The 24,517-nt window shown below is 60.3% G+C and carries 21 protein-coding genes and 2 pseudogenes; 9 read left to right on the forward strand and 14 right to left on the reverse strand.

The window, feature by feature from the left end; genetic code table 11:
- Positions 1 to 6: 6 nt before the first annotated feature.
- The 3 genes from NB231_RS11625 to NB231_RS11635 all read right to left on the reverse strand — a co-directional run bounded on the left by NB231_RS11625 (position 7) and on the right by NB231_RS11635 (position 2,666).
- Positions 7 to 1,353 (reverse strand): PhoH family protein, encoded by a 1,347-nt coding sequence (locus NB231_RS11625; protein WP_040662283.1) that lies wholly within the window; start codon positions 1,351 to 1,353, stop codon positions 7 to 9.
- A 24-nt stretch (positions 1,354 to 1,377) separates the two neighbouring features.
- Positions 1,378 to 1,851: a peroxiredoxin gene (locus NB231_RS11630; protein ID WP_005003020.1), complete on the reverse strand. Its 474-nt coding sequence runs from the start codon at positions 1,849 to 1,851 to the stop codon at positions 1,378 to 1,380.
- Between the two features lie 281 nt (positions 1,852 to 2,132).
- A complete protein-coding gene (locus NB231_RS11635; protein ID WP_005003028.1) occupies positions 2,133 to 2,666 on the reverse strand; it encodes a glycine cleavage system protein R in 534 nt (177 codons plus the stop codon).
- A 240-nt stretch (positions 2,667 to 2,906) separates the two neighbouring features.
- Between NB231_RS11635 and dapA the strand changes: the two genes are divergently transcribed.
- Genes dapA through purL form a run of 3 tightly spaced genes read left to right on the forward strand, consistent with a single transcriptional unit; the run spans position 2,907 to position 8,820 of the window.
- Complete coding sequence (gene dapA / locus NB231_RS11640; protein ID WP_005003029.1) at positions 2,907 to 3,782, forward strand: 4-hydroxy-tetrahydrodipicolinate synthase; 876 nt, start codon at positions 2,907 to 2,909, stop codon at positions 3,780 to 3,782.
- Between the two features lie 21 nt (positions 3,783 to 3,803).
- On the forward strand, positions 3,804 to 4,862 hold the full coding sequence (gene bamC, locus NB231_RS11645) for an outer membrane protein assembly factor BamC (protein ID WP_005003032.1): 1,059 nt from the start codon (positions 3,804 to 3,806) through the stop codon (positions 4,860 to 4,862).
- A 58-nt stretch (positions 4,863 to 4,920) separates the two neighbouring features.
- Positions 4,921 to 8,820 (forward strand): phosphoribosylformylglycinamidine synthase, encoded by a 3,900-nt coding sequence (gene purL, locus NB231_RS11650; RefSeq protein WP_005003034.1) that lies wholly within the window; start codon positions 4,921 to 4,923, stop codon positions 8,818 to 8,820.
- A 703-nt stretch (positions 8,821 to 9,523) separates the two neighbouring features.
- Here purL and NB231_RS20455 read toward each other — a convergent pair.
- The 3 genes and pseudogenes from NB231_RS20455 to NB231_RS18660 all read right to left on the reverse strand — a co-directional run.
- Positions 9,524 to 11,363: pseudogene (locus NB231_RS20455) on the reverse strand (IS1634 family transposase).
- A gap of 625 nt (positions 11,364 to 11,988) precedes the next feature.
- Entirely contained in the window at positions 11,989 to 12,870 is an 882-nt protein-coding gene (locus tag NB231_RS11660) for a DNA/RNA non-specific endonuclease (protein ID WP_040662289.1), read from the reverse strand.
- 301 nt (positions 12,871 to 13,171) lie between these two features.
- A pseudogene (locus NB231_RS18660) lies at positions 13,172 to 13,330 on the reverse strand (IS5/IS1182 family transposase); the annotation flags it as partial.
- Between the two features lie 230 nt (positions 13,331 to 13,560).
- Between NB231_RS18660 and NB231_RS11665 the strand changes: the two are divergent.
- The 5 genes from NB231_RS11665 (at position 13,561) to NB231_RS19710 (ending at position 17,065) form a co-directional block, all read left to right on the forward strand.
- The gene (locus NB231_RS11665) at positions 13,561 to 14,157 is read left to right on the forward strand and encodes a reverse transcriptase domain-containing protein (RefSeq protein ID WP_005003042.1); all 597 of its coding nucleotides are present in this window, start codon (positions 13,561 to 13,563) and stop codon (positions 14,155 to 14,157) included.
- 97 nt (positions 14,158 to 14,254) lie between these two features.
- Positions 14,255 to 14,584, forward strand: a complete 330-nt coding sequence (locus tag NB231_RS11670) for a ribbon-helix-helix protein, CopG family (protein WP_005001121.1) — start codon at positions 14,255 to 14,257, stop codon at positions 14,582 to 14,584.
- 146 nt (positions 14,585 to 14,730) lie between these two features.
- Positions 14,731 to 16,425: a recombinase family protein gene (locus NB231_RS11675; protein ID WP_005003043.1), complete on the forward strand. Its 1,695-nt coding sequence runs from the start codon at positions 14,731 to 14,733 to the stop codon at positions 16,423 to 16,425.
- Between the two features lie 61 nt (positions 16,426 to 16,486).
- On the forward strand, positions 16,487 to 16,711 hold the full coding sequence (locus NB231_RS19705) for an RNA-dependent RNA polymerase family protein (protein WP_005003046.1): 225 nt from the start codon (positions 16,487 to 16,489) through the stop codon (positions 16,709 to 16,711).
- 9 nt (positions 16,712 to 16,720) lie between these two features.
- Entirely contained in the window at positions 16,721 to 17,065 is a 345-nt protein-coding gene (locus tag NB231_RS19710; RefSeq protein ID WP_005003048.1) for a group II intron maturase-specific domain-containing protein, read from the forward strand.
- A 228-nt stretch (positions 17,066 to 17,293) separates the two neighbouring features.
- On the opposite strand, the gene NB231_RS11685 is transcribed toward NB231_RS19710, so the two are convergent.
- From NB231_RS11685 to NB231_RS11705, 5 genes are all read right to left on the reverse strand, one after another.
- Positions 17,294 to 18,247: an IS5-like element ISNmo4 family transposase gene (locus NB231_RS11685; protein ID WP_005003050.1), complete on the reverse strand. Its 954-nt coding sequence runs from the start codon at positions 18,245 to 18,247 to the stop codon at positions 17,294 to 17,296.
- Between the two features lie 164 nt (positions 18,248 to 18,411).
- Positions 18,412 to 19,173 (reverse strand): hypothetical protein, encoded by a 762-nt coding sequence (locus tag NB231_RS11690; RefSeq protein ID WP_040662291.1) that lies wholly within the window; start codon positions 19,171 to 19,173, stop codon positions 18,412 to 18,414.
- Positions 19,174 to 19,243: 70 nt separating this feature from the next.
- Positions 19,244 to 19,801, reverse strand: coding sequence for a hypothetical protein (locus NB231_RS11695; RefSeq protein WP_005003054.1), 558 nt, complete (start codon positions 19,799 to 19,801; stop codon positions 19,244 to 19,246).
- A 260-nt stretch (positions 19,802 to 20,061) separates the two neighbouring features.
- Positions 20,062 to 20,871, reverse strand: coding sequence for a toll/interleukin-1 receptor domain-containing protein (locus NB231_RS16985; RefSeq protein WP_005003057.1), 810 nt, complete (start codon positions 20,869 to 20,871; stop codon positions 20,062 to 20,064).
- Positions 20,872 to 21,038: 167 nt separating this feature from the next.
- Positions 21,039 to 21,515 (reverse strand): hypothetical protein, encoded by a 477-nt coding sequence (locus NB231_RS11705; protein ID WP_232210459.1) that lies wholly within the window; start codon positions 21,513 to 21,515, stop codon positions 21,039 to 21,041.
- Positions 21,516 to 22,311: 796 nt separating this feature from the next.
- Between NB231_RS11705 and NB231_RS11710 the strand changes: the two genes are divergently transcribed.
- The gene (locus NB231_RS11710; protein ID WP_005003059.1) at positions 22,312 to 22,980 is read left to right on the forward strand and encodes a reverse transcriptase domain-containing protein; all 669 of its coding nucleotides are present in this window, start codon (positions 22,312 to 22,314) and stop codon (positions 22,978 to 22,980) included.
- Here the strand turns inward: NB231_RS11710 and NB231_RS18665 are convergent.
- From NB231_RS18665 to NB231_RS19715, 3 genes are all read right to left on the reverse strand, one after another.
- Positions 22,948 to 23,388, reverse strand: coding sequence for a hypothetical protein (locus NB231_RS18665; RefSeq protein ID WP_156776995.1), 441 nt, complete (start codon positions 23,386 to 23,388; stop codon positions 22,948 to 22,950). The genes NB231_RS11710 and NB231_RS18665 overlap by 33 nt on opposite strands.
- A 321-nt stretch (positions 23,389 to 23,709) precedes the next feature.
- Positions 23,710 to 24,264: a PEP-CTERM sorting domain-containing protein gene (locus tag NB231_RS17840; protein ID WP_084766322.1), complete on the reverse strand. Its 555-nt coding sequence runs from the start codon at positions 24,262 to 24,264 to the stop codon at positions 23,710 to 23,712.
- Positions 24,265 to 24,297: 33 nt separating this feature from the next.
- The coding region (locus NB231_RS19715; RefSeq protein WP_232210460.1) for a hypothetical protein at positions 24,298 to 24,517 on the reverse strand (220 nt) is incomplete at its 5' end.

Genomic DNA, 24,517 nt, shown 5'->3' on the forward strand with positions numbered 1-24,517 from the left:
CTGCACTTATAATGCCTCGCTGGCGAAGTCGGCAAGGCGTGAGCGCTCGCCGCGCTGCAATGTCACGTGGCCGGCGTGTGGCCAGTGCCGGAACCGGTCGACCACATAGGTCAATCCGGAGGTGGTTGCCGTGAGGTAGGGCGTATCAATCTGTGCCACGTTGCCGAGGCAGACGATTTTGGTGCCGGGTCCCGCCCGGGTAATGAGCGTCTTCAATTGCTTGGCAGCCAGATTTTGGGCTTCGTCCACAATGATGTAACGGTTGAGGAAGGTCCGCCCGCGCATGAAGTTGAGTGAGCGGATCTTGATCCGGCTGCGCAGCACATCTTGGGTGGCGGCTTGGCCCCAGCGGGTAGCGTCTTCGGGTTGACCCAGGACCTCCAGATTATCCATCAGCGCCCCCATCCAAGGGGTCATTTTTTCCTCTTCGGTGCCCGGGAGAAAGCCGATGTCCTCGCCAATGGGAACGGTAGCGCGTGTCATGACGATCTCCCGATAATGGTGCATCTCCAGGGTCTGGGCGAGGCCGGCGGCCAGCGCCAGCAATGTTTTGCCGGTGCCGGCGACGCCGAGCAGACTAAGGAAATCCACCTCCGGGTCGAGCAGCAGATTAAGTGCGAAGTTCTGCTCGGGATTGCGGGCCTGCACGCCCCACACGGCCTCGCCCTGCACGCGGTGGTCGGTCACCGCGCTGGCCAGCGCGCGCTGCGCATGGATTTCGCGCACGATGCCTTCGAAGCGGCCGTCCTCGGTGGCAACACACAGATTCGGATAGCACTCGTGCGGCTTGATGAGAAACTCCAGTGCCCGCTCGGTTTGGGCGACGATGCGGTCCGTTTTGACGAGCAGTGCTCCGGTGTAGAGCAGATCGACGTCATCAAGTACCTGGTCGCTGTGGTAGTCCTCAGCATTGAGCCCTAAGGCCATGGCCTGAATACGCAGGGTGATGTCTTTCGACACCAGAGTTACTGCGACATCGGGTCGGCTCTCCTGCAGCTGTAGGGCCGCGGTTAGGATGTCATCGTCTTTGGGTAGGGAACGGGGCTCGCTTTGGCGCAAAAAATACAGCCGACCAGCGGCCGTGCCGTGTAATGTTGTTTGGGCGAGGGCCAGGCCTGACTCGATCGCCTTCGGGCTTGCCTGTCCCAGTAATTGGTCCAGAAAGCGACTCACTTGACGTACATTGCGCGCCTCTTCCGAGAGCCCCTTTTTGCCGGTGTCGAGCGCGCGCAGCACGGCCATCGGCAGGAAAAGGTCGTGTTCTTGGAAGCGGAACAGCGCGCTGGGGTCATGCATCAGTACCGACGTATCGAGCACGAATACCCGTCGTGCAGCGCGGGATCTTGTAGGCATACAGCGTGTCGACTCAAGGGTCGATCATTCGGTCAGCTCTTTTGCGGCCTGCAGAACCTCGTCGGCATGACCGCGGACTTTGACACCGCGCCATTCTCGGCGCAGCACGCCGGAGGCGTCGAGTAGAAACGTGCTGCGCTCCACTCCGAGCGCCTTGCGACCGAAGTGGTTCTTTTCCTTGAGCACGGCAAAGCGTTCACAGAGCTCCTGCTGTGTGTCACAGAGCAGCTCGAATGGGAAACCATACTTGTCCTTGAAGTTCTGTTGTGCTTTCAAATTATCGCGCGAGACACCGAGGATAACGGTGTTGGCCGCTACGAAATCGGCGTATCGGTCGCGAAAATCCGCTCCCTCCTGAGTGCAGCCGGGGGTGTCTGCTTTTGGATAGAAATAGAGCAGCACGTTGCGACCGCGCAACTCGGATAGGCGCAGCGTTTTAGCGCCTGTGGCGGAGAGTTCGAAATCGGGTACGGTTGTGCCGAGGCGGATTTCGCTCATGGCGGGGACTCCTATGTTAAAGCCTGTTGACGATTACCCGCGACGCCGTGGGTGATCGTCAATAGACCCTCGTCCTCGCAAGAAACAGAACTGAAGGCGGCCATTTGCATGTGGTTGCCCCCACAGGTTTAACCTGGAAGTCCAAGGCTGCAGCGCGACCGTTGTTTCTTCGGGAACACCTGGCCTGCGTTTCTTCGGGAACACCTGGCCTGCGCGCGGGCTTGGGTTGCTTATAGACGAATGGGCAGCAGTTTGGCTATGCGCCGGCGACCGCCCCCGTCTCAGCCTTTAACCGGTTCGATGACGGCATCCAAATTGAGCTGATCGCAGAAATCCATGAACTCTTCGCGCAAGCGGGCGATATGGACCGCCGCCGGAACGTCCACGGTGATGTGTACGGAGAACATCGGGGTACCAGTATGTGCAGCGGCGTAAGTGGTGGTCGCCATGTCACGGATGCTGATCTCACGTGATGAGAAGAAGCTCGCGAGCTGATGGACGATGCCGGGATGATCGATGGCGACCACTTCGACGGAATAGGGCAGCAGATTTCCTTCGTGCCGGGCCGGCGTGGTGCGCTTGGAATTGACGGTCAACCCGAGCCGGCGGCCCAGACTGGGGAGCGCCGCCTCCAGCTTGGCCAGCTTGTTCCAGCGGCCCTCCGCGAGCAGGATGATCGCGAATTCACCGCCGAGCACGGTCATCCGGCTGTCTTCGATGTTGCAGCCGCTTTCGGCGATGATTCGGGAGAGTTCGTTGACGATGCCTGGGCGATCCTCGCCGAGGGCCGAGACCACCAGAAAATTATTATGCATGTCTTATCCGAGTGAATAGCCGCTGCAGCTACCCAAAAAACTAACCGTAGAGGAGTGTAGCACGATCGTGCCCCTGAGTCGGTGGCTCCGGTCGCGGCGACAAGATGACGCTGGTCGGGCGCGGATGCAACCGGTAATGTCGGTCGGGCGAGCGCAGGGCGGCCCTTGCCGCCGGCGGAGTTGTCAGCTCTCGGGTGGACAAGTACTATTCGGCTATCGGTTTGGCTCGGAGAAAAGTCTATGTTCCGTGGCAGCATGGTAGCGCTTATCACGCCGATGCACGACGACGGAAGCATAGACGAAAAGGCCCTGCAGCGCTTGGTCGAGTTCCATATCGAGCAAGGCAGCGACGCGATCGTAGCCGTCGGTACGACAGGCGAGTCGGCCACGTTGGATTATGATGAGCACTGCCATGTCATGCGTCGAGTCGTCGAGATGGCGCGTGGACGGATTCCGATCATTGGCGGCACCGGATCGAACTCCACTTGGGAGGCCATCAAGCTCACGCGCTGCGCCATGGAAGGCGGCTGTGACGCGGCTTTGCTCGTCACTCCGTACTATAACAAGCCGACTCAGGAAGGTCTGTTTCGGCACTTCGAAGCCGTGGCCGAGGCCGTGCCGATCCCGCAGATCCTGTACAATGTGCCCAGCCGTACGGCCTGTGACCTCTTGCCCGATACGGTTGCCCGGTTGGCCGATATTTCCAACATCGTGGGTATCAAGGAAGCTTCCGGCCGCGTTGAGCGGGTTCACGAGCTTTTGGAGCGTTGCGGTGGTCAGATCGATGTCTACTGTGGCGAGGATATAAAAGATTTGGCAGTCATTCTGGCCGGTGGCAAGGGCGCGATCTCCGTTACGGCCAATGTGGCACCGAGGCTGATGCACGAGATGTGCCGCGCTGCGCTCGCCGGCGAGTCTGCGGAGGCCGAGCGTATCGACGCTCGGTTGGCGGCATTGCACAAGACGTTATTTGTGGAAACCAATCCCATCCCCGTGAAATGGGGCGTATATCGGCTTGGCCTGGCCGGGCAGGGTATCCGCTTGCCAATGACGCCCTTATCCGAGCACCATCATGAAAGCGTCTTGCAAGCTATGAAACTTGCCGGTCTGCTCTGAACGGAAACTTACGTGTCGGTCATGTCGTGGCTCCTCCCCGTCGTGCTCGCTATAGTGAGCCTGCTTGCGCTCACCACGGGCTGCATGTCGGCAAAAGACTCCGTTTCTGATGAAGCCTTGAGCGGGTCGCTCACGCTTCCTCCGGATCTAAAGCCGGTGCAGAACTCTACGGCGATGGCCATTCCCGCCGAGCCGGCCGGTAGCACGGGCAATGACCAGCGGCGGGATAACGGCGAGCCGGTCTTGCCAAAGCCCGATTACGTCACGTTGCATTGGAATGGGCACGAGCGTTGGCTGGATGTGGCCGCTCCGCCCAGCCAGGTATGGCGTTGGCTAGGGCATTTCGTCAAGCGCCACGCGCTCGATCTCACGCGCAGTGATCCCCGGCTTGGCTTCATGGAGACCGCGTGGTTTTATAGCGCACCGCCCCTGACCCGCGGCCTTTTGGCACCCTCCGTGGTCGATCGAACGGCTGCCAGCGTGGCGGATCGGTACCTCATCCGTGTGGAGGAGGGTGATCAGCCCGACACGGCCGAGGTATTCGTCACCCAACGTCGCCTCGTCCGTGACGAACAGGGTAAGTGGCGGTTGGATGATGCAGATCGCTTCCTGGAGGCGGAATTCATGCGAGCGCTGTTGCTCGAACTCGGAGGGGGGGCCACAGCGGCGTCGGCCCCCTCATTAGTCCAAGCGAATCCCGATGCGGCGCAGCCCAAGGTGCAGCAGCTTGCTGATGGTACCTCGGCGTTGGTTTTGCACGACCAATTCTTCGAGGCCTGGCGGCGGATCGGTCTGGCCCTCGATCGGGCCGGTTTCACCGTGGTCGATCGGGATCGCAGCGCTCGGCATTATTTCGTTCGTTACGATACGCGCGCCGAGCAGGGACCTAAGGACAAGGGGTTATTGGATACCGTGGCCTTTTGGCGCGAGGAAATTCCGGACACGGTTGAGAAGTATCGGATCGATTTGACCGAAGTGAATGACGGCACTCAGGTGACGATACATCGTTTCGACGGCGCTCCGGCGACCGAGGGTGTTACCGGCAAGATACTCGGGTTAGTCGAAGAGCAGTTGCACTAAGGTTACGTGCCCGCCGACGGGCGCTACTCCTCTCCATCGATGCGGGCCACTGTAAGCCATGCTGAGTTTTACCGGTTGCTCCGCGTTATCATCCTTTCGGGCTGAGCAGTTAACCAACGACCTCAAGCGGGTGGTGGATCGGCTGTGCTCGATCAGCGCGCACTATATGTATTTCGTCGACTTCGAGATCCAGTTGAGCGCGCGCAAGCACGCCGTCTTGCAAGAACTGCTTGGTTGCGGGGCGGGGTGGGCCGCTGCCGAGCCGGCCGCGGCGTTGCTCCTGGTGGTGCCGCGTCTCGGTACCATCTCACCTTGGGCGAGCAAGGCGACCGATATCGCCCACCACTGCGGTCTCGACGAGGTGCGCCGTATCGAGCGGGGCATCGTTTATCACTTACAGGCTCGGGACGATGAGCCGATGAGTTGGCTCGAATGCCAGGCTGTGCTCGGTCTTATCCACGATCGTATGACCGAATCCGTGCTCACGGAAATCGATGCGGCAGAGTCGTTGTTTCATCTGAGCGAACCGGCCCCGCTGAAGTGCATCGATATTCTCGGTGGCGGGCAGGTTGCTCTCGAGCGCGCCGACCGCGACTTGGGATTGGCGCTGGCGCGCGACGAGATTGATTATCTGCTGGAGAGTTACCAGGAATTAGGGCGCAACCCGACCGACGTCGAGTTGATGATGTTTGCTCAAGCCAACTCAGAGCACTGTCGGCACAAGCTATTCAATGCCGATTGGATCATTGACGGCAAACCACGGCCGCATTCTTTGTTCCGGATGATCCGGCACAGCCATGAACGTTCTCCTCAAGGGGTGCTCTCGGCCTATCGAGACAACGCGGCGGTCATCCAAGGGCATCCGGCGCGGCGGTTCGTTGCCGATCCTGAAACGGGGGTCTATCGGCTCATCGAGGAGCCGGCGCACCTGGTGCTGAAGGTGGAAACCCATAACCATCCCACTGCCATCGCGCCGTTTGCCGGGGCCGCCACCGGAGTCGGCGGTGAGATTCGAGACGAAGCGGCCACCGGCCGCGGCGCCAAACCCAAGGCCGGGCTGGCCGGATTCTCGGTCTCGAATCTGCGCCTGCCGGACGCGCTGCAGCCTTGGGAGCAGGATTATGGGTATCCTGACCGTATCGCCAATGCGCTTAGCGTCATGTTGCAGGCGCCGATCGGCGCGGCCTCGTATGCCAACGAATTTGGGCGCCCCAGCCTGGGCGGTTATTTCCGCACCTTCGAAATGGCCGTGCCAGGGCCCGAAGGTGTTGCGGTGCGCGGCTACCATAAGCCGATCATGATCGCCGGCGGGGTGGGCAACATTCACCCGCAGCACGTCGGCAAGAAACCGATAACGGTGGGTGCGCCGTTGGTGGTGTTGGGCGGACCGGCGATGCTGATCGGTCTCGGTGGTGGCGCCGCTTCGTCTCTGGTCAGCGGTGAGAGTGCTGCCGCGCTGGATTTTGCCTCAGTTCAGCGCAGTAACCCTGAGATGGAGCGCCGTTGCCAGGAAGTAATCGACGGCTGCTGGCGGTTGGAGTTGGGCAACCCCATTTTGTCCATCCACGACGTGGGTGCGGGCGGCCTTGCCAACGCTTTGCCGGAGCTGCTCGATGAGTTCGCCCGGGGCGGTCGCATTGAGCTGCGCACGATCCCCAATGCCGATTTCCGCATGTCGCCGTTGGAGTTGTGGTGCAACGAATCCCAGGAACGCTACGTACTTGCGATCGAGCCGGAGCGTTTCGAATCCTTCCGCCGTATTTGTGAGCGGGAACGCTGCCCTTATGCGGTGGTCGGCGAGGCCACCGAGGAGCGTCGTCTGCTCGTCGGCGACGGGTATTTCGACAATACGCCGGTGGATTTGCCTATGGAGCTGCTGCTCGGTAAACCACCGAAGATGCTGCGCCACGCTCGGTACCGGCCGAGGCATAAGGCCAAACTCGAACTCTCGGGAATCGATCCGCTCGCGGCGGCACAGCGGATCCTGCGCCTGCCTTGCGTCGCCGCCAAGCATTTTCTGATCACCATCGGTGACCGCAGCGTCTCCGGCTTGGTCGCCCGTGATCAGATGGTGGGCCCCTGGCAAACCCCGGTCGCGGATGTGGCCGTGACCTTGGCTGACTATCTCGGTTACACCGGCGAGGCCATGGCCATGGGTGAGCGCACACCCGTTGCGCTGTTGCACGCGCCGGCGTCCGGACGTTTGGCAGTGGGGGAGGCGCTTACCAATATCGCAGCCGCGGCGGTCGGGGATATTCGCCAGGTGAGCTTGTCGGCCAATTGGATGGCGGCCGCTGGTTACCACGACGAAGACGCGCGCCTTTATGAGACGGTGCAAGCCGTGGCGATGGAGCTCTGCCCGAAGCTCGGTATTGCCATTCCGGTCGGCAAGGATTCGCTGGCCATGCGCACTGTCTGGGAGGAAGCCGGCGAGTCGAAGAGCGTGGCGGCTCCGTTGTCACTGATTGTCAGCGCCTTCGCGGCGGTCAACGACGTCCGCAAAACGCTTACCCCGCAGCTGCGAACCGACTGTGGCGAGACCGATCTCATCTTGATCGATTTGGGCAAAGGCCGCAATCGCTTGGGTGCCTCGGCCCTGGCGCAGGTGTACGGTCAGCTAGGCCATGAACCGGCGGATCTGAACGATCCAGAGGCCTTGGTACGGATGTTCGATACGGTCCAAGCGCTGCTCCGGGCCGAGCTGTTGTTAGCTTACCATGATCGCTCCGACGGCGGCCTCTTCGTCACCTTGGCGGAAATGGCGTTTGCCGGTCGTACGGGATTGGAGATCGACCTCGACGCGCTCGGCCCGGTTCCCCTCGCCGTGCTGTTCAGCGAAGAGTTGGGCGCCGTCGTGCAAATTCGGCGCACTTGCCGCGACCAGGTGTTGAGTGTACTGCACAAGGCTGGGTTGGGGCGGCATTGCCATGTCTTGGGCGGTTTGCGTGACGACGGGCGCCTGGTCTTCAGCCACGGCGGCGCGCCGGTGCTCGAGGCGCGGCGAGTTGATCTGCAACGAGCCTGGTCCGAGACGAGCTGGCGTATGCAAACCCTAAGGGACAATCCGCAGTGCGCGCGCGAAGAATACGATGCCCTGCTGGAGGAGTCGGATCCGGGGCTGCACGCCGTGCTCACCTTCGATCCGGAAGACGACGTCAGTGCGCCGTATATCGGCCGAGGCACGCGCCCGCGCGTTGCGGTGCTGCGTGAACAGGGAGTCAACGGCCACGTGGAGCTGGCGGCTGCCTTCGATCGCGCCGGTTTCACGGCGGTGGACGTGCACATGAGCGATGTGCTCACCGGCCGGTGCGACTTGCGCGCGTTCCAAGGCCTTGCCGCCGCCGGCGGGTTTTCCTTCGGTGATGTGTTGGGGGCCGGCGGCGGTTGGGCCAAGTCGATTCTCTATAATTCGCGCGCCCGCGAGGCGTTCGCCGCTTTCTGCGAGCGGCCCGATGTATTCGGTTTGGGCGTATGCAACGGTTGTCAGATGTTGGCCGAATTGCGGCAACTGATACCGGGCACCGATCTTTGGCCGCGTTTCGTTCGCAACCGCTCCGAGCAGTTCGAGGCCCGGTTGGCCATGGTGGAGATATTGGCCTCCCCCTCGATTTTCCTGGCGGGCATGGCCGGTTCGCGGCTGCCCATCGCGGTGGCGCACGGTGAGGGGCGGGCGTTGTTCGACACCGAGGATGCACCACAGCAGGCGCTCGTGGCCGGCGTCGGCGCCATGCGCTATGTGGATAATTTCGGTCGACCTACGCAGCGCTATCCAGCGAATCCGAACGGCTCGCCCCTTGGCTTGACCGGCTTCGCGAGCCGTGATGGTCGTTTCACGATTCTCATGCCCCACCCGGAACGGGTGTTCCGTACGATCCAGCTCGCCTGGCATCCCCGCGAGTGGGCTGAAGAGAGCCCCTGGCTGCGTTTGTTCCGCAATGCGCGCAAGGCTTTCGGCTAGGTCAGCGGCCGGCGGGTCGACGGTACGGTAGGCAGGAGTGGCACGCCGCAGCGCTAACCTGAATTTCCGCCAATTGGCGGAAATTCAGATGACCTGACCTCGGGGAGTTTACTTCGGTGCGCCGGGAGACCGGCAGGAGGTAAGTGGTGCAAGTCCACGGCAGTGAAGGGTTAGCGACCCACGCTGGCCCCGAGTCATGCGTCGATGTCCGCGAGGACATGGGCGAAGCGTTGACAGGGGAGCGTATAGGCCAGCCATTGAGCGGCGAAAAGTTTTTCTGGGGTGCCGATGCCCTCGAAGTGGCAGAAGGCAACACGGACCGGCGCGTGAACGCGAGTGTCGGCCCGACCCTGCGTCGTCTAAGACCCTGGCATGTACGTACGCCTCCTGCACGGGAACCGGGAGATCTGTGTCGCCCCCCGCCGTCGTTGGCGGGCCGTATCGGGAAGGCCGCAGGCCGAAGCCGATGAGGCACGGGGCACAGAAGTCTGACTCCGAGAGGTCCGGCCGAGAGGTCCGGCGAGGTCCGGGGTCGGACCAGAGCAACCCATTGAAAGTACGCAAATTGATGTTCCCACGCGCCCAGAATCGGTCTTAGCCCAAGTTTAACGTCCCCAAAAATAACTTCCCGATACTCAGAGAGTTAAGATCGGCCGCGGCGGCGAGTGGCACTACATTACGTTCATTTTATAAATCAGCGGGCTCACACGATTGTTTTCTGCACGCCGCCCGGGGCGGGATCGGCCCCGAGGGCCTGATAGATTCGCGCCTGATCGGGCTCGGCGCGGGTGGCCTTGCGCACGTGCAGGGTGCGGCCATCGCCGCGGTTGAACGTGGCGGTGACCCGGCACTGGCCCGCGAGGGTATCGCGTAGCGTGCTCCAACGCTCGCAGATGCCGTGGGCGGCGAGGCGGTGGCGGATGAGCTGGACGAACTGATAGGCGAGCACGGTGATGAACAGGTGCCCCTCGGCGCGCTCTTCCTTGTGATGGAAGATCGGGCGCAGGCCGAGCTCCGATTTCAGGCTTCGGAAGACCGCCTCAAGGTCGGTGAGCATGATGTAGGTGCGCCACATTGTCTTCTCGTCCCAGCCGGTCTCGTTGCTGCGCAGGCAATAGACGCCCGGCTCGGTGACCAGAGAGCCTTTCACGGGCAGGCGCTGCCAGTGGATCGCACGGGCGCGCTCGCCGCTGTCACCGGCGATCACTTCAATGTGGTAGTGCTGGCCGAGGCCGCGGCTTTTCTCCTTGAGCCGCCCGATGCGCTCCCAGAGCTTGTCGATGCGCTTGGTGGTGCTCCGCCGGCTGAGTCCGGTCGCAAGCTTGTCGAGCCCAGCCTTGAAGCGGTCCATCAGGCGCCCGGCGATCGCTTGCTCCTTGCGCACGCGGCCCTCGGAGCGACAATACAGGCGCACCTCCTGGCCATCGGCCAAGGGCACTTTGAGTAGCTCCACGGCCTGCCCGCCGGCGTTGTCGAGGGTGATGGCCTCTTTAAAATCGACCGCGCGGCGGCGCTCGCGGCTGACCACCAGATAGCGGTAGCCCTGCTCGGCCAGCCAGGCGAGGTTGGCCTCGGTGGCCACCCCGCGGTCCATGACCACAAGCGCGCCGGCGGGCGCCGCGAGGCCGGTGAGCATCCCCTGGAGGGTCTGCGCCTCGGCCGCATTGCCAGCGAAGACCCGCGAGCGGCGCACAAAGCCGCACGCATCGAGCACCAGCGCCAGGGTGAGCAGCGGGCAGTCGCTGCGCCGCTCCTTGGAGTGGCCGTGGCGCGCGGCCGGATTGACCGGGTGCCTCGCCCTCGAAGTAAGTGTTGGTCAGATCGTAGAGCGTGATTGTCGGACCGAGCGCGAACAGATCGCTCACCCGGGCGAACAGATGCCCTTCGAGGGCCGCGCGGTGGCGCAGCAGGATATCGGAGGTACGGTAGAGCTGCATCGGGCTCATCGCCTCGAAGTCCACCTCCAGCAGCTCGCCGAGGCCGCTGCGTCGGGCGAGCCACTGATACGTCGCCCGCTCCGAGCCCGGGGCGGCCATGCGGGCAACGATCAGCCCCAGCGCCGCCGCACGTTGCGGGCCGGTCAGCCCCAGCGCTTGGAGCTGCTCCTCCAAGCCCGCCTGGCGCAGCGCCCACAGGGCGAGCTGCTCGACGCCCATCGAGCGCGGGCGCACCAGTGAGAGCGAGTCCACGTCCACCGACTGCACGTCACCCCCACCGCCGGGTACACCGCCAGCATCGGCCGGTGCCGGCGTACCGCCCTGCTCGGCGAGCAGCCGCGCCGCAATACGCTCGGCCTGGCGCTCGACGGCGAGCGGGAGGCCCTTCCCCTCCTCGTCGAACAGCGTCGCCTGGCCGCTGAGCCGTTGCTCGATGCGCGCACACAACGCCGACCAGTGTGCCTGCGCCACTGGGAAGTGCCGCCCCAGGTTCAACAGGGTGCACTGGCGGACCTTACCGGCGCGCCGCTCGGAGCGCACCAGACGATACGTGACATACGACTCGCCGGTGGCCGTGCTGCGGGTCTGGGTGCGGCGGATGAACATGCCCGCGAGGCTAGCGTGGGCGGGCGCTCCGCACAAGGGATAACAGCAAATATTATGGCACTACATCCAGCGCGCCACCCTCGCCACTATACGAATCAATAACTTCTCTTCGCATACACGCCCAAATCAGCCCGAAATCAGGCAGAGAGCGTTAAAGATGGGTTAGCGGTGCAAATTTGACCCCAAGATTGAACGACTGAGCGCACCCTTCCGCCAGGGTCGGACCTGAACCGCCCATTTCGGGGTCGAAATTGGGGTTTTAAGGCTGGATTGACCTCGGAGAGGGGGTGTGTTTCCCAGGATTTCAATAAGTTGCGTTGGTCCGACCCCGAACTCTTGGTCCGACCCCGAACTCACGAACTCATTGCCATCGCTCTATTCGCACCTGACAGTCCACGTGGACCCGCCTTCTCCCCCGACGCTCACGACAACGGTCTTCAGCCAATGCCGCACGAGGGCGGTTTGAAGCCGGCCCCTCCAGGCAGACTCCGGAGGGTCGATCCCTCCATCACTTCAGCAGCTTCTCATGCTTCGCGGTCCGCCTCCTTGCCGACCACTCCGCATTGCTGCGGCACACGCATCTATCCTGACAGGGGGGAGGCTCCGTAATACTTTGGCCCGTTTTCTAATAGCGGGCGGGTAGTCGGGCAACCGCCTTCAGTCGCCAGGGGGCCGGCTTGATGGAGGATTCCAATTGTTCTTCCTGGGTGTCCTCTAGTTCATGGAAAAAATCAAAGCCAGTTCTCTTTTCCACTTTATCGACGCTGACCAGAAATTTATCTAAGCGCTCTTTACCCCGCACCTGCTGAGGGATAATAAAGGCAAGCGTTTTCTTGTCCGGGAGGGCAAAATAGATTTTGTAAAAAGCATCGGGTATTTCTACCCGGTATGAGGACTTAAGCCGCTCGATATTAGGATCGAAAACTGGACCGGTGAATACCCAAATCGTCTTGAACTGTTTAGTAAAATGATCGATTTCTACTTCTTCCAGGCGCTGCCACAATTTTTGATTTAAATTGGGTTTTTGAGGGGTGATATTTGTCATTAGGAAAGTATCCTGCTGAGCCGGTTCACCATAAAGCCGGCTAATCGCATAGTTGGGCGCCATATGGCCTCGATCGTAGCCACTGTGGCGGTAATCATCGTGGGTGATATGGGTTAGATTGCGCCAGTCGGCACTGAATCGCTGAGGGCGTTTATGGTAAGGCGCGTTATCGCGTATGGTTTCGAGCTTGTAACTGACCCATAGAGGGTTACCCCGCAGGTCCGAATAGCCCACCATAAAGCCATTATTACGGAAAATTCGGGTCCAGGTATTAGGCTGTTTCCAGTTTTGAGCTTTGGGAACTCCCATGTATACCATTCCGGGGCGGGCAATATACAGCTCATAGCCATACCAGAGTCCGCTTGCCAGCACCAGTAGTAGCAAAACAATGGGGTGTTGGCGCCCCAATTGCCAAACGGTAAGAAAAATTTTAAAAGAGTTTATTTTTTTTCGCCTTGCCATGGGGTGCCTCTATGTCAGGTCAGCGATTCCCGGTCAATCCTTCGTTAAATGATTGAAATATATGTGTTTTATGCTTCTAGGTTTGCAAAAAGCTCCAGAAAAATATGTTTCTAAATCAGTTTGTTAAGCGTTGACCGGGAATTGCTGATGTCAGGTCCTGGATGATCGCGTGGTGTCTAATTGAATAGATCGGGGCGTTTAGCGTACCAGCTTTTCATAGTTTTGACCGGAGTCTGGTGCCGGATGGTTTTCTGGGTAAGGTGATGATTGTAGAGCCAGACGTAGCGCTTCAGAGTCGTCTCTAGAGCGTGTTATGAACTTGCAGCGCGGCTAATATTCGAGCGGCCGCTGGCAGCATGAGCACGGCGAAGACCAGGAAATGCAGACCACTCAGAACCGTGGGCAAACGCTCGTAGTCTCTGGCGAGCCGGCGAAACCGCGCCAGCCATCCGAAGCGGCGGCGTGAGGTGGCGCGAGCTCGATTCAGGCGCTTTGGTGGAACTGTGGGAACTCGAACCGTGATGCAAAGGGAGTAGGTCAAGTGAAGGAAAGCGAGGCCGAGAGTACCGATGCACGGGTCGAGGACGGACCGATCTGTAGTAGCGTGGAAGCACCTGTAATGGGTGCCGAGCCAAGGGATCGGATTGCTGCAGTCGAGTCACCGGCCAACTCCCACGGGAGGATGAGCAGGTGATATCGGCGAAGCCCTTTGTGATTCCGAAACGCTTGGTGTGGGAGGTATACCAGCGTGTGAAGGCCAATCGGGGTGCGGCCGGGATCGATGATCAAACGATCCAGGACTTTGATCGTGAACAAAGCAGGAATCTCTACCGGATCTGGAATCGGATGTCGTCGGGGAGCTACTTTCCCCCGGCGGTCAAGGCCGTAGCGATTGCGAAGAAGTCCGGAGGAGAGCGGATACTCGGTGTGCCGACGGTCAGCGACAGGATCGCGCAGGCGGTCGTTACCCTGGTGCTGGAGCCGATCCTGGAACCGGTCTTTCATGACGACTCCTACGGCTACCGGCCCGGACGATCAGCGCACGACGCCCTTGCAGTAACGCGCAAGCGTTGCTGGGAGCGGAATTGGGTGCTGGAGTACGATATTCGCGGCTTGTTCGACAACATTGATCACGGCTTGCTCCTCAAAGCCCTTCGTCATCATTGCGACGAGCGCTGGGTACTGCTCTATGTGGAGCGCTGGCTAACCGCCCCGATGCACGGTAGCGACGGGACGCGCAAGGCAAGAGCCGTGGGTACGCCACAAGGTGGCCCGATCACGCCCTGAACGCAAAGGGTAACTTCGGCTTCGATCGGACAATCCCGCTCGACCGTTCCCGTTCTGTGCTTGATTTGCGTCTCAGGAGGTAATATACGTATGTCATATGTCGCGATCGACCGATACGCAGAAGGCGCAACGTCTCAATGCGGCCTATGGGTTGCTCGCGCGTGGGCTGAAGGTGGCGGAGGCTGCCGTGTTGTTGTCGCGCCAATTCACGCTGTCCCGACGTCAGGCCTATCGCTACATCGAGGCGGCCCAGGCAATCGGCCGGCCGGTGCCAGTGACCGAGCCAACGACGGCCGTGACGTTCAAGCTTCCGCCCAGTTTGGTCGACGCGATTCGAACGCGGGCTGCGGCCGAGGAGACGACGATCAGCGACATGGTCAGTCGGGCGCTGCGCGCGTTTCTCGACGAAGCCGGCGGCAATGGCTGACCGGCGCGGCGCTAGTGATCGCAGCGTCCGTCTCGAGCATGCGTTTGACCGTCTCCTCGCCGTCAAACTGGAACAGGTCTATGGGATTTTGGTACCGGAGCGGGTCCGTGTCGCCGGTGTGGGACCGTGCGTAAGGGAGGGGAGCGATGAAGATCGCCGCGATTTATGCCCGGGTATCCTCCGACCAACAGAAGGGAGCGAACACGATCGCCAGCCAAACCGCGGCATTGATCGAGTTCGCCCGCGAGCAGGGGTTCACCGTACCCGATGAATGGATAATCGAGGACGAAGGTTTCAGCGGCGCCAGCCTGCTGCGGCCCGGCTTGGAGCGGCTGCGCGACCTCGCGGCCGAGGGCCAAATCCAAGCAGTGCTCATCCACTCGCCGGATCGGCTGAGCAGAAAGTATGCCTATCAGGTTCTGCTGACCGAAGAGTTCGCCCGCCATGGTGTCGAAGCCATCTTCATCAAGGCGCCGCATTCCGCCACGCCCGAAGATCAGCTCATGCTGCAATTCCAAGGGATGATCGCCGAGTACGAACGCGCCCAGATTCTCGAACGCTCCCGCCGTGGCAAGCGTCACCGCGCCAAATCGGGCGAGATCTCTGTGCTTGGCGGGGCGCCCTACGGCTATCGCTACATTCGCAAGATGCCCGAAACGCCGGCGCGTTACGAGATCGATGCCGCCGAGGCGGCAGTCGTGCGGCTGGTGTTTGAGAAATACACCGTCGACGGCCTGAGCATCGGCGCCATCGCCCGGCTGTTGCGGGAGATGGGCCCTCCGACACGCCGGCGAGTGACCCGTTGGGAGCGTTCGGTCGTGTGGGGGATGTTGCGCAATCCCGCCTATAAGGGCACCGCCTGCTTCAACAAGACACAGGTCGGGCCGAGGCAAAAGGTGACCAAGCCATTCCGTCTGTCGGGTCGGTCGGTCCATGGTGAAAAGACCAGCGCACATGAGCGGCCGCGCGAGGAATGGATCGAAGTGCCGGTCCCCGCCCTTGTCAGCGAGGAAACCTTCGCTTTGGCGGCCGAGCGCTTGGCCGACAACAAGCGTTTCGCACCGCGCCGGACCATCGAGCCCAGCCTTGTGCAGGGCTTGGTCTCGTGCCGCAAATGCGGCTACGCGCTCTACCGCGCGTCGACCCGCACGAGTGCACGCAAAATCCACTATTACCGCTGCCTGGGTTCGGATGGCTGGCGTCATCTCGGCGGATCCGTGTGCGACAGTCGCCCGATCCGCCAGGACCTGCTCGACCACATCGTGTGGCAGGAGGTGATGCGGCTGATCGCCGATCCGGGGCTCATCAACGCCGAGCTTGACCGCCGCCTGGATGCGGCCCGTGCGAGTGAACCGACGAAGAAACGCCAGGACGCTGTCGAACGCGACCTCACGCGCCTGAGCAAAAGCATGGACCGCCTGGTGACCGCCTACCAGGAAGACCTCGTGTCTTTGGACGAACTGCGAGGCCGCATGCCCGAACTGCGGGCCCGCAAACAGGGATTGAAATCCGAGCTGCAGGCAATCTTCAGTCAGGCCGCCGACCGCATGTCGTTCCTGCGTTTGGCCGAAACATTGACCGCTTTCCTCCAGCGACTGCGGGAATCGGCAGAGACTTTGGAAATCAGTGACCGCCAGAGAATCGTCCGCTTGCTGGTTAAGGAGGTCTTGGTTGATGATGATACTATCACCATCCGCCACTCGATCCCGGCGCAACCGACTACGCCTTCGGCCAGCACCCAACCGCCACCCTCCAATGGCAATGCGACGATCCCCGAGCAAAGTTACCTTTTGCGTTCAGGGCGTGTTATCGCCGCTGCTGGCCAACATCCTGCTCGATGATCTGGACACCGAACTGCAGACCCGAGGTCACCGCTTCGTGCGGTAGGCCGACGATCTGCTGGTGCTGGTGAAAAGCGAGCGGGCCGGACAGCGTGTCAAAGCCAGCCTGACTCGATGGCTCGACCAGAAGCTGAAGCTTCCGGTCAACGAGCGCAAGAGCCGTGTGGCTAGGATCAGTGAGGTGGAGTTTCTCGGATTTACCTTCCGCGGAACCAAACTGCGCTGGTCCGAGGCCGCTCTCACCGACTTCAAACACCGCATCCGCCAACTCACCGGCCGGAGCTAGGGTGTGTCGATGGGCTATCGGCTGTACAAGCTCGGCGAGTATCTGAGGGGCTGGGCCGGTTATTTCGGCATCTCGCAGTATTACCGTCCGGTGCCCGGCATCGACAACTGGATTCGCCGGCGTATCCGCATGTGCTACTGGAAACAGTGGCGCTATGTGCGGACCAAGGTGCGACACCTGTTGGCGTTGGGCACCTACAAGCGTCAAGCGATCCTCACCGCCATCAGCAGCAAAAGTTACTGGCGGCTGTCCAAGACGCTGGCGACCCACAGCGGGATGAGCAACGACTGGTTGAAGCAACAGGGATTGATCAGCTTTCGCGACCTTTGGATGAAGGCGCAAGGCTACCTCTGATCTTCGTGGGCGTCTGTTTCCTGAACCGCCCGGTGCGGACCCGCATGCCGGGTGGTGTGGGGAGGGCTGATTAAGGAACGTCTGAACTATTCGAGCTGAAGTCAAACGCATTCGTCTCTGACGAGAGGAAGGGTAAAAATGCTCGGTTTCCCGCCGCCGAGTGCTGATTTACGGGGCCGTTTGGCGCCGCTGAACCCCTTTTCGGAGCAAGCAGGCGGAGTTTGCCTGTCAGCTCGTCATCAGTTGCCTCCTCACCAGATACAGATTCGTCAGGCCGATCAGCGTGAACACCTGGGCGGCGTTCTTGGCAAGCCCCTTGTAGCGCACCTTGGTGTAACCGAATTGGCGCTTGATCACCCGGAAAATGTGCTCCACCCGGGCACGGACCGAGGAGCGCTTGCGGTTGGTGCGCTTGTTCGCACCGGTGAGTTTGTGCTTGGAGCTTGCCTTCAAGGACACGCCCCAGTAGACACCCGCCCGGCGCGCCGCGCGCTTAAGGGTGTTATCGACGTAGCCCTTATCACCAAAGACCGCGCGGTCGTCCTCGCGCAGCAGGCGCGGCAATTGGCTGATGTCCGAGGCGTTGGCTGCAGTCACCGAAACCGTGTGAGCAAGGCCGCTGTTGACATCGGCCCCCACGTGGATCTTCATGCCGAAATACCACTGATTGCCCTTCCGCGTCTGGTGCATCTGCGGGTCGCGCCGGCGCGCCTTGTTCTTCGTCGAGGCCGGAGCGTGCACAATCGTGGCATCGACCATAGTGCCGCCCTTGAGCAGCGCCCCGCGCTCGGCGAGCACGTCGTGGATTACGTTCATCATCTGGGCAGCCAGGCCGTGGCGCTCCAGCAGGCGGCGAAACTTCAAAATCGTGGTCTCGTCGGGCAGCGCGTCGTCGATGAGCTCAAGCCCGGCGAAGCGGCGCATCGACTCGATCTCATAGAGCGCATCCTCCATCGCCGGGTCGGAGAGCGCGTACCACTGCTGCATGAAATAAATACGCAGCATCGACTCAAGCGGCATCGGCGGGCGGCCACGCCGGCCCGCCTTGGGGTAGTGCGGCTCAATGAGCGCCACCAGTTTTGCCCAAGGCACCACCTGCTCCATCTCGGCGAGAAACTTCTCCCGGCGCGTGCGCCGCTTCTTGGCCGCAAAACTCATCGAAGCAAAGGTGGTTTGTTTCATCGGTTCCGCCTGGGTCGGTGGCAATGCCGCAATTATACTGGCGTGGCCGGGAATAGTTCAGAGTCTCCTTAAATGTCAGCCTTTACCCGATTAGCCTCTACTCTGATAATGTAATTGTCGGTTGGGCTATCAACGTGGCAGTGAAAGAACGAGCGCCCGATGCGTCATATGGAGTAGCGACGCTGGAGGTTCGGCCGACTTGGATTCGCCGCCGCAATCTTATCGGTCACCGCCATCATAATGCGTCGCTCGTTACTGCGGCACCACTCACAGGGAACAGCTGCACTGATTGTGACATCCGCCAATTTCAACGGATCGAGGTATCCGTTCCGGTCAGGGCGACCGTACCAAATTGTCGTCATTCCGGTAATGCGCTCGCCGGTCGATGCTGCTAAGTCCAACGCGCGCGGCTCGGCACAGTCGCGTCGACCGAAGGCCGATGCCGTGTCAAGAACCAGGCTATTGGAAAGTCGATTCTCTTTGGTCGGTGGAACTAATCTGTCGGCAATCGGCGCATTGCCGGAAGCCCCGCGAATCGTCTGAGGGAGCGTCAGTCGTTCGTGTACCCTGTTCACCTTCGACGCTATTTCATTCCCCTTTAGTTCCTTGCGCGCATCCTCTACTTTCTGGACTTGATCTAGATCCGGATCCTTTAGGCGTTCGAAATGTCGGATAATCCTCTGGACGTTGTTCAACCGTGATTTACTTAGTTCGAGCGATGCTAATTCGCGTTGCCAGTTCGACTGCGACGCAACCTTCAGAAGCAAAGCACCATTTCCGCCGGAAGCTGCTACTGCTACTTGGCCGCCCGAGGTTGCGACTACGCATATCATGTAATTCTGGGGGGCACGATTACCATCGAGCGCCCGCTTGACTAAGAAGGCGCGCAGGTCACTTTCTATCGTTCGCTTCGGGAATTCATGCATTTGTGTCTCTCCTTCCATATTTCATCGCCATCTCCGTTCGGTGGCGCGAAGCGCCACCGAACGATAAAGCTCAGCCGCGCCGCTTTTTGGCGTCGGCTGCAGCGCCTTGTTGGGCGCTCTCACCCATATGAATGAGGTCCACAAAATCGGCCCCTGCGGCAGTGAAGTCACCTCGTTTTTTCAGCGATGAGACTACGTCCACAAGCCTGAGTATTCGTATTCCATGTCCCTTTATCAATGCTACTTCATCCTCTGACTTTACATTATTTATAACCAACTCTTTCGACCAGTTACCCCGCCAAAGCTTTTCCATAAGGCTAAGCTTTCTTGGATGTTTGTATTTTGTCGTGACCCATTCGGCCACTCCTTCTCTTAGTTCTTCGTCTGTTCGTTTGGAACTGTTCGCGGCCTTGCCTCGTCGTTGTGCAGCCTTTGGCACCCTAGAAATGTAACTCACCGGCCGCATCGATGCCTGCACCTCGATATGACGACACTCGACAGCGTCATCTTCTGTCTGACCTATCGCGAGGAGGTCTATTTCATGAACGCCTAACTTCATACCTCGGATCGTGAAATAGCCGTTCCGATTTAACCACTCTTCCACAATTTCTTCTGCAAGGAGAGCCACGGCAAATTACGCCTAACGGAGTTGGCGATGAGCGGTCCCCATGCGTCGGGGCTCAATGCCCCGGCGCATGGGGGGCTCGATCGCCAGTTCGGCGGCGCTTCGCGCCGGCACTGAATCGAACGAAGGGAGCGCGAGATTAGGTATCAAGCCCGTCCCTCCGCTTGTTGAGTGCCCCGGCCAGCCTTGGTGCCTAATCTCGCGCTTTCCGCGCTCATCGCCAACTCCGTTCGGTGGCGCTTCGCGCCACCGAACGCTCAAGCTCAGCCGCGGCGCAGCGCGCCGTCGGCTGCAGCGCTTTGTTGGGCTGCTGCGCCTCTCTCGAATCGGACCGGAACATCTATACCCCGCTTGTCGCTCTTGATCCCTTGTATGCTCCCGTCGTCCTGGAGTGTCATCCGAAACGCGTCGAGGTGATACCCGACAGCAGCGCCACGCTCCAGGAACCGGTACCCGCGTCCGATAAGGTCGACCTTGTCGGAACGGACGGAGACGACAATTTCCTGCTCGACGATGGTCGTCGTACCGGCCTTTGAATACTGGATGATCATACGCCCTTGCTCAGGCCGTGACGGCGAGACCTCCAGCCGAGCAAGACGATGCTGGCCTCTCCACTGCCACTGCCCATTCCATCTTCCGATGAGCCAGTTATCCTTGGACCTAGCCGCAACATCTGAAACGCCCAACCGGTCGGCCAGCTTCGAGAAAGCGAGAGCATAGCCAGACTCGTTTCGGAAATCGGCATAGAGCTTGTCAGTCAGAAACCCCGGCATCTGGCAATCCGCCAAGAGCAACGGGAGCACCTTGACTTTCTTGCTCTCAATCTCATTCGAGAGCGCCATTCGCAATTCCCGTTGAACCCATTCCGAACCCACGGAGTTGGGTGACAGAACAACTCCCAAGTAGTCCGATCCAAGGATGCCCTCTTCAACCTTGGACAGAAGGGAATCGCCAAGCTTGATCTCGGCCTCATCGAGCCAGACTGTGACGCCTGCAAGGGAGAGGTCTTCGGCAAGCCGCCGCACGAACGCCTTGTCCTGGACGTTGTGGCTCAGGAATATCGATTCGGGCATGTCCTCCCACCGTTCATTCTGTCAGCCCAACGGATCGGCGTTCAGCGGCCAGCAACAGCGCTGACCGGAATCGATCCTGCCAACCCAGTATGCCGCCAGCCGGCAATCAAGGCCAGTTGAGAAGAGCTGTTACTGGTCCGCTGCAACGCCTTGTTGGGCGACAGGCGCTACGGCAACGTGCTCTCTTCCAGGAGCTTCGTGGCAACCTCTTGGAGCCGGATGCTGGGGCCGTTCGGTGCACTAACCGAGAAGTCAAGAGTCCGCTCTTCGCGAACAAGGCCCACGCCGCGCGCATACCAAGCGTTGACGACGATTGATCCGCCTGTGACGGGAGCGCCGTTCAGGTATCCGGACACAGACCCAGTGGTCTCTGTGACGATGCAGTCCGGGAAGAGGCCGAGGGGAGATTCTGTCTTCGAGGGCGACTGCGACGAAAGCCGCGTCGTCAGGCGAAGCGAACTCTGCAATCCCTCCACGTTGGGACCCGGAACGGTTCGGAGCAACAGCGGCTGCGCTGGAGAGAGGGTCTGCACGCCTCGCCGCGGCAGCTCGATCGCGACAACAGAAATCGCATCCGGTCCGACGCGGACATGGATGACGGACTCGACGCGCACCTGGCCCATGGTGGCGTTCTGCTCGTTCACGACTCGACTTACGGCAACGCTTCCGTGTTCTGACGGGCCTCGCACCTTCTCAGCGACCTCGCTGCGCTTCTCGGACTTGCGGGATTCGGGTCCGGCGGTGAGCGTGGATTGCTTCACGGTCGAATAGCGCCACGTTCGGCCCGTTTCGCTGGGGAAGTACGCGGCAAGATCACTCGCAGAGCTCGCGGGGGCCACAAGCGTCACCGCGAGTAATCCCCTCCCTGTCAGGATAGATGTGTGTGCCGCAGCAATGCGGAGTGGTCGGCAAGGAGGCGGACCGCGAAGCATGAGAAGCTGCTGAAGTGATGGAGGGATCGACCCTCCGGAGTCTGCCTGCAGGGGCCGGCTTCAAACCGCCCTCGTGCGGCATTGGCTGAAGACCGTTGTCGTGAGCGTCGGGGGAGAAGGCGGGTTCACGTGGCCCGTCAGGTGCGAATCGAGAAGGCGAGCACAAGCGAACCATCGTCAAGGTGCCGATACTGATTACCCGACATCAAAACCGAGGGCCACAATTACTCTCGGGAGGAGCCCATCAGATACCTGCTTACTGGGTGGGTGGTGTCCGGCATAGAGATGGCGCGAGCTCGATTCAGGCGCTTTGGTGGAACTGCGGGAACTCGAACCGTGATGTGAAGGGAGTAGGTCAAGTGAAGGAAAGCGAGGCCGAGAGTACCGATGCACGGGTCGAGGACGGACCGATCTGTAGTAGCGTGGAAGCACCTGTAATGGGTGCCGAGCCAAGGGATCGGATTGCTGCAGTCGAGTCACCGGTCAACTCCCACGGGAGGATGAGCAGGTGATATCGGCGAAGCCCTTTGTGATTCCGAAACGCTTGGTGTGGGAGGCCTACCAGCGTGTGAAGGCCAATCGGGGTGCGGCCGGGATCGATGATCAAACGATCCAGGACTTTGATCGTGAACAAAGCAGGAATCTCTACCGGATCTGGAATCGGATGTCGTCGGGGAGCTACTTTCCCCCGGCGGTCAAGGCCGTAGCGATTGCGAAGAAGTCCGGAGGAGAGCGGATACTCGGTGTGCCGACGGTCAGCGACAGGATCGCGCAGACGGTCGTTACCCTGGTGCTGGAGCCGATCCTGGAACCGGTCTTTCATGACGACTCCTACGGCTACCGGCCCGGGCGATCAGCGCACGACGCCCTTGCAGTAACGCGCAAGCGTTGCTGGGAGCGGAATTGGGTGCTGGAGTACGATATTCGCGGCTTGTTCGACAACATTGATCACGACTTGCTCCTCAAAGCCCTTCGTCATCATTGCGACGAGCGCTGGGTACTGCTCTATGTGGAGCGCTGGCTAACCGCCCCGATGCACGGTAGCGACGGGACGCGCGATGGGCGGCGCAAAGCGCCGCCGAACGTTGGCGATGAGCCGCGCTTGACGGCGACCGACTGGAGCGGCAGCGAAAGGCGGGAGCGGTCAAGCGTCGGACTCCATCGCCTTGTTGGGTGACCACTGATTCCATGACGATTTTTCGTACGTTTTTGACTCGACGTTTACAAGCCAGATTTGCAACTCTGGAAACGCTTTTCCGATTCGGTTCCATGCCACACCGTATTGTCTAGCACGGGCAGGCAGCCCCCTTGCCGCAAGATGAGGCATCGCGATCACACACTGGCTTGCACCGTCATCCAGCCTCGACACCGCTCTAAAAAACACTTCATAAAAGTCTTTGGCTCGGGCCGGACCGCTCGACTTGTGCCCGATGACTTCGATGTGGAATTCTTTTCCGTCCTTACTCGCAATAATGTCTACGCCGGTCTCGCCGTATCCTCGATTCGGTGTCAGATCGTAGCTCTCCTCCTCAAGTATTTCTCGAAGGCAATTCTCTGTATCGTCGTTTCTGACAATCGACGGCATGGCTTACGTCACCCAACGGAGTTGGCGATGAGCGGTCCCCATGCGTCGGGGCTCAATGCCCCGGCGCATGGGGGGCTCCATTGCCAGTTCGGCGGCGTTTCGCGCCGGCACGGAATCGAACGAAGGGAGCGCGAGATTAGGCATCAAGCCCACCTCCGATTGTTGAATGTTCCCCGGTCGACCTTGGTGCCTAATCTCGCGCTTTCCGCGCTCATCGCCAACTCCGTTCGGGGGCGCGAAGCGCCGCCGAACGTCATGCTCAGCCGCCGCCCTGGAGCGTAGCGGAAGGTCGGTCGGCTGGAGCAACATGTTAGACGCTGACTAAGTGCAATTTTCAACTATGTTGTCATAACTTGAATGCCTGCGAAACTGGATCAGTAGGAAACCGACAATTCCTGCTATAAGTAAAAGCAATGTCGGGGGTTCAGGGACACCCACCGGTTCATTCCTAATGTTTCCGGTACCGTCTTTATAAGTGCCTCGAGTATTAGGAATTTCATTACCTGCCCCATCTGTTTGAAACCAAAATAGGTCAAAAGATCCGGTAGCTACTATGTCACTAAAACCTATTCTAATCGCATAATCACTAGAGCCGGTCCGGGTAAAGTCAGCTTTACCAGCAGCGGGCGTAAAGCTGGTGGAGACGGAGTTCCCCGCTCCAATAACCACTATCGCACTAAAATCTCCTCTCAACTCATCCGTTTTCCACTCTACATGGAAATCTGGACTATCTATATCTCTCCATGTGAGACGGAAACGGTCTTCTTCGTCAGGTAGTGCTGGCAACGGACCAACTTCAGCTATTATAGGCATAGCCATCACAGCGTTATGAAGTGAACACAAGACCGCTAATAATATAAAGTGAATTAATTTCATTTTTTATCTCCTTTTCGCCGGTAACTCGGGTGTCTAACGGAGATGGCGATGAGCGGTCCCCATGCGTCGGGGCTCAATGCCCCGGCGCATGGGGGGCTCGATCGCCAGTTCGGCGGCGCTTCGCGCCGGCACTGAATTGGACGAAGGGAGCGCGAGATTAGGCATCAAGCCCGCCTCCACTTGTGGATGCCCCCGACCAGCCTTGGTGCCTAATCTCGCGTTTTCCGCGCTCATCGCCAACTCCGTTCGGTGG

This window comes from Nitrococcus mobilis Nb-231 (genome assembly GCF_000153205.1).
Taxonomy (GTDB): domain Bacteria; phylum Pseudomonadota; class Gammaproteobacteria; order Nitrococcales; family Nitrococcaceae; genus Nitrococcus; species Nitrococcus mobilis.

Bases quoted from the DNA above. Each gene is read 5' to 3' on its own strand.
- NB231_RS11625 (WP_040662283.1), bottom strand. From the start codon at position 1,353: ATGCCTACAAGATCCCGCGCTGCACGACGGGTATTCGTGCTCGATACG.
- NB231_RS11630 (WP_005003020.1), bottom strand. From the start codon at position 1,851: ATGAGCGAAATCCGCCTCGGCACAACCGTACCCGATTTCGAACTCTCC.
- NB231_RS11635 (WP_005003028.1), bottom strand. From the start codon at position 2,666: ATGCATAATAATTTTCTGGTGGTCTCGGCCCTCGGCGAGGATCGCCCA.
- dapA (WP_005003029.1), top strand. From the start codon at position 2,907: ATGTTCCGTGGCAGCATGGTAGCGCTTATCACGCCGATGCACGACGAC.
- bamC (WP_005003032.1), top strand. From the start codon at position 3,804: ATGTCGTGGCTCCTCCCCGTCGTGCTCGCTATAGTGAGCCTGCTTGCG.
- purL (WP_005003034.1), top strand. From the start codon at position 4,921: ATGCTGAGTTTTACCGGTTGCTCCGCGTTATCATCCTTTCGGGCTGAG.
- NB231_RS11660 (WP_040662289.1), bottom strand. From the start codon at position 12,870: ATGGCAAGGCGAAAAAAAATAAACTCTTTTAAAATTTTTCTTACCGTT.
- NB231_RS11670 (WP_005001121.1), top strand. From the start codon at position 14,255: ATGTCGCGATCGACCGATACGCAGAAGGCGCAACGTCTCAATGCGGCC.
- NB231_RS11675 (WP_005003043.1), top strand. From the start codon at position 14,731: ATGAAGATCGCCGCGATTTATGCCCGGGTATCCTCCGACCAACAGAAG.
- NB231_RS19710 (WP_005003048.1), top strand. From the start codon at position 16,721: ATGGGCTATCGGCTGTACAAGCTCGGCGAGTATCTGAGGGGCTGGGCC.
- NB231_RS11685 (WP_005003050.1), bottom strand. From the start codon at position 18,247: ATGAAACAAACCACCTTTGCTTCGATGAGTTTTGCGGCCAAGAAGCGG.
- NB231_RS11690 (WP_040662291.1), bottom strand. From the start codon at position 19,173: ATGCATGAATTCCCGAAGCGAACGATAGAAAGTGACCTGCGCGCCTTC.
- NB231_RS16985 (WP_005003057.1), bottom strand. From the start codon at position 20,871: ATGCCCGAATCGATATTCCTGAGCCACAACGTCCAGGACAAGGCGTTC.
- NB231_RS18665 (WP_156776995.1), bottom strand. From the start codon at position 23,388: ATGCCGTCGATTGTCAGAAACGACGATACAGAGAATTGCCTTCGAGAA.
- NB231_RS17840 (WP_084766322.1), bottom strand. From the start codon at position 24,264: ATGAAATTAATTCACTTTATATTATTAGCGGTCTTGTGTTCACTTCAT.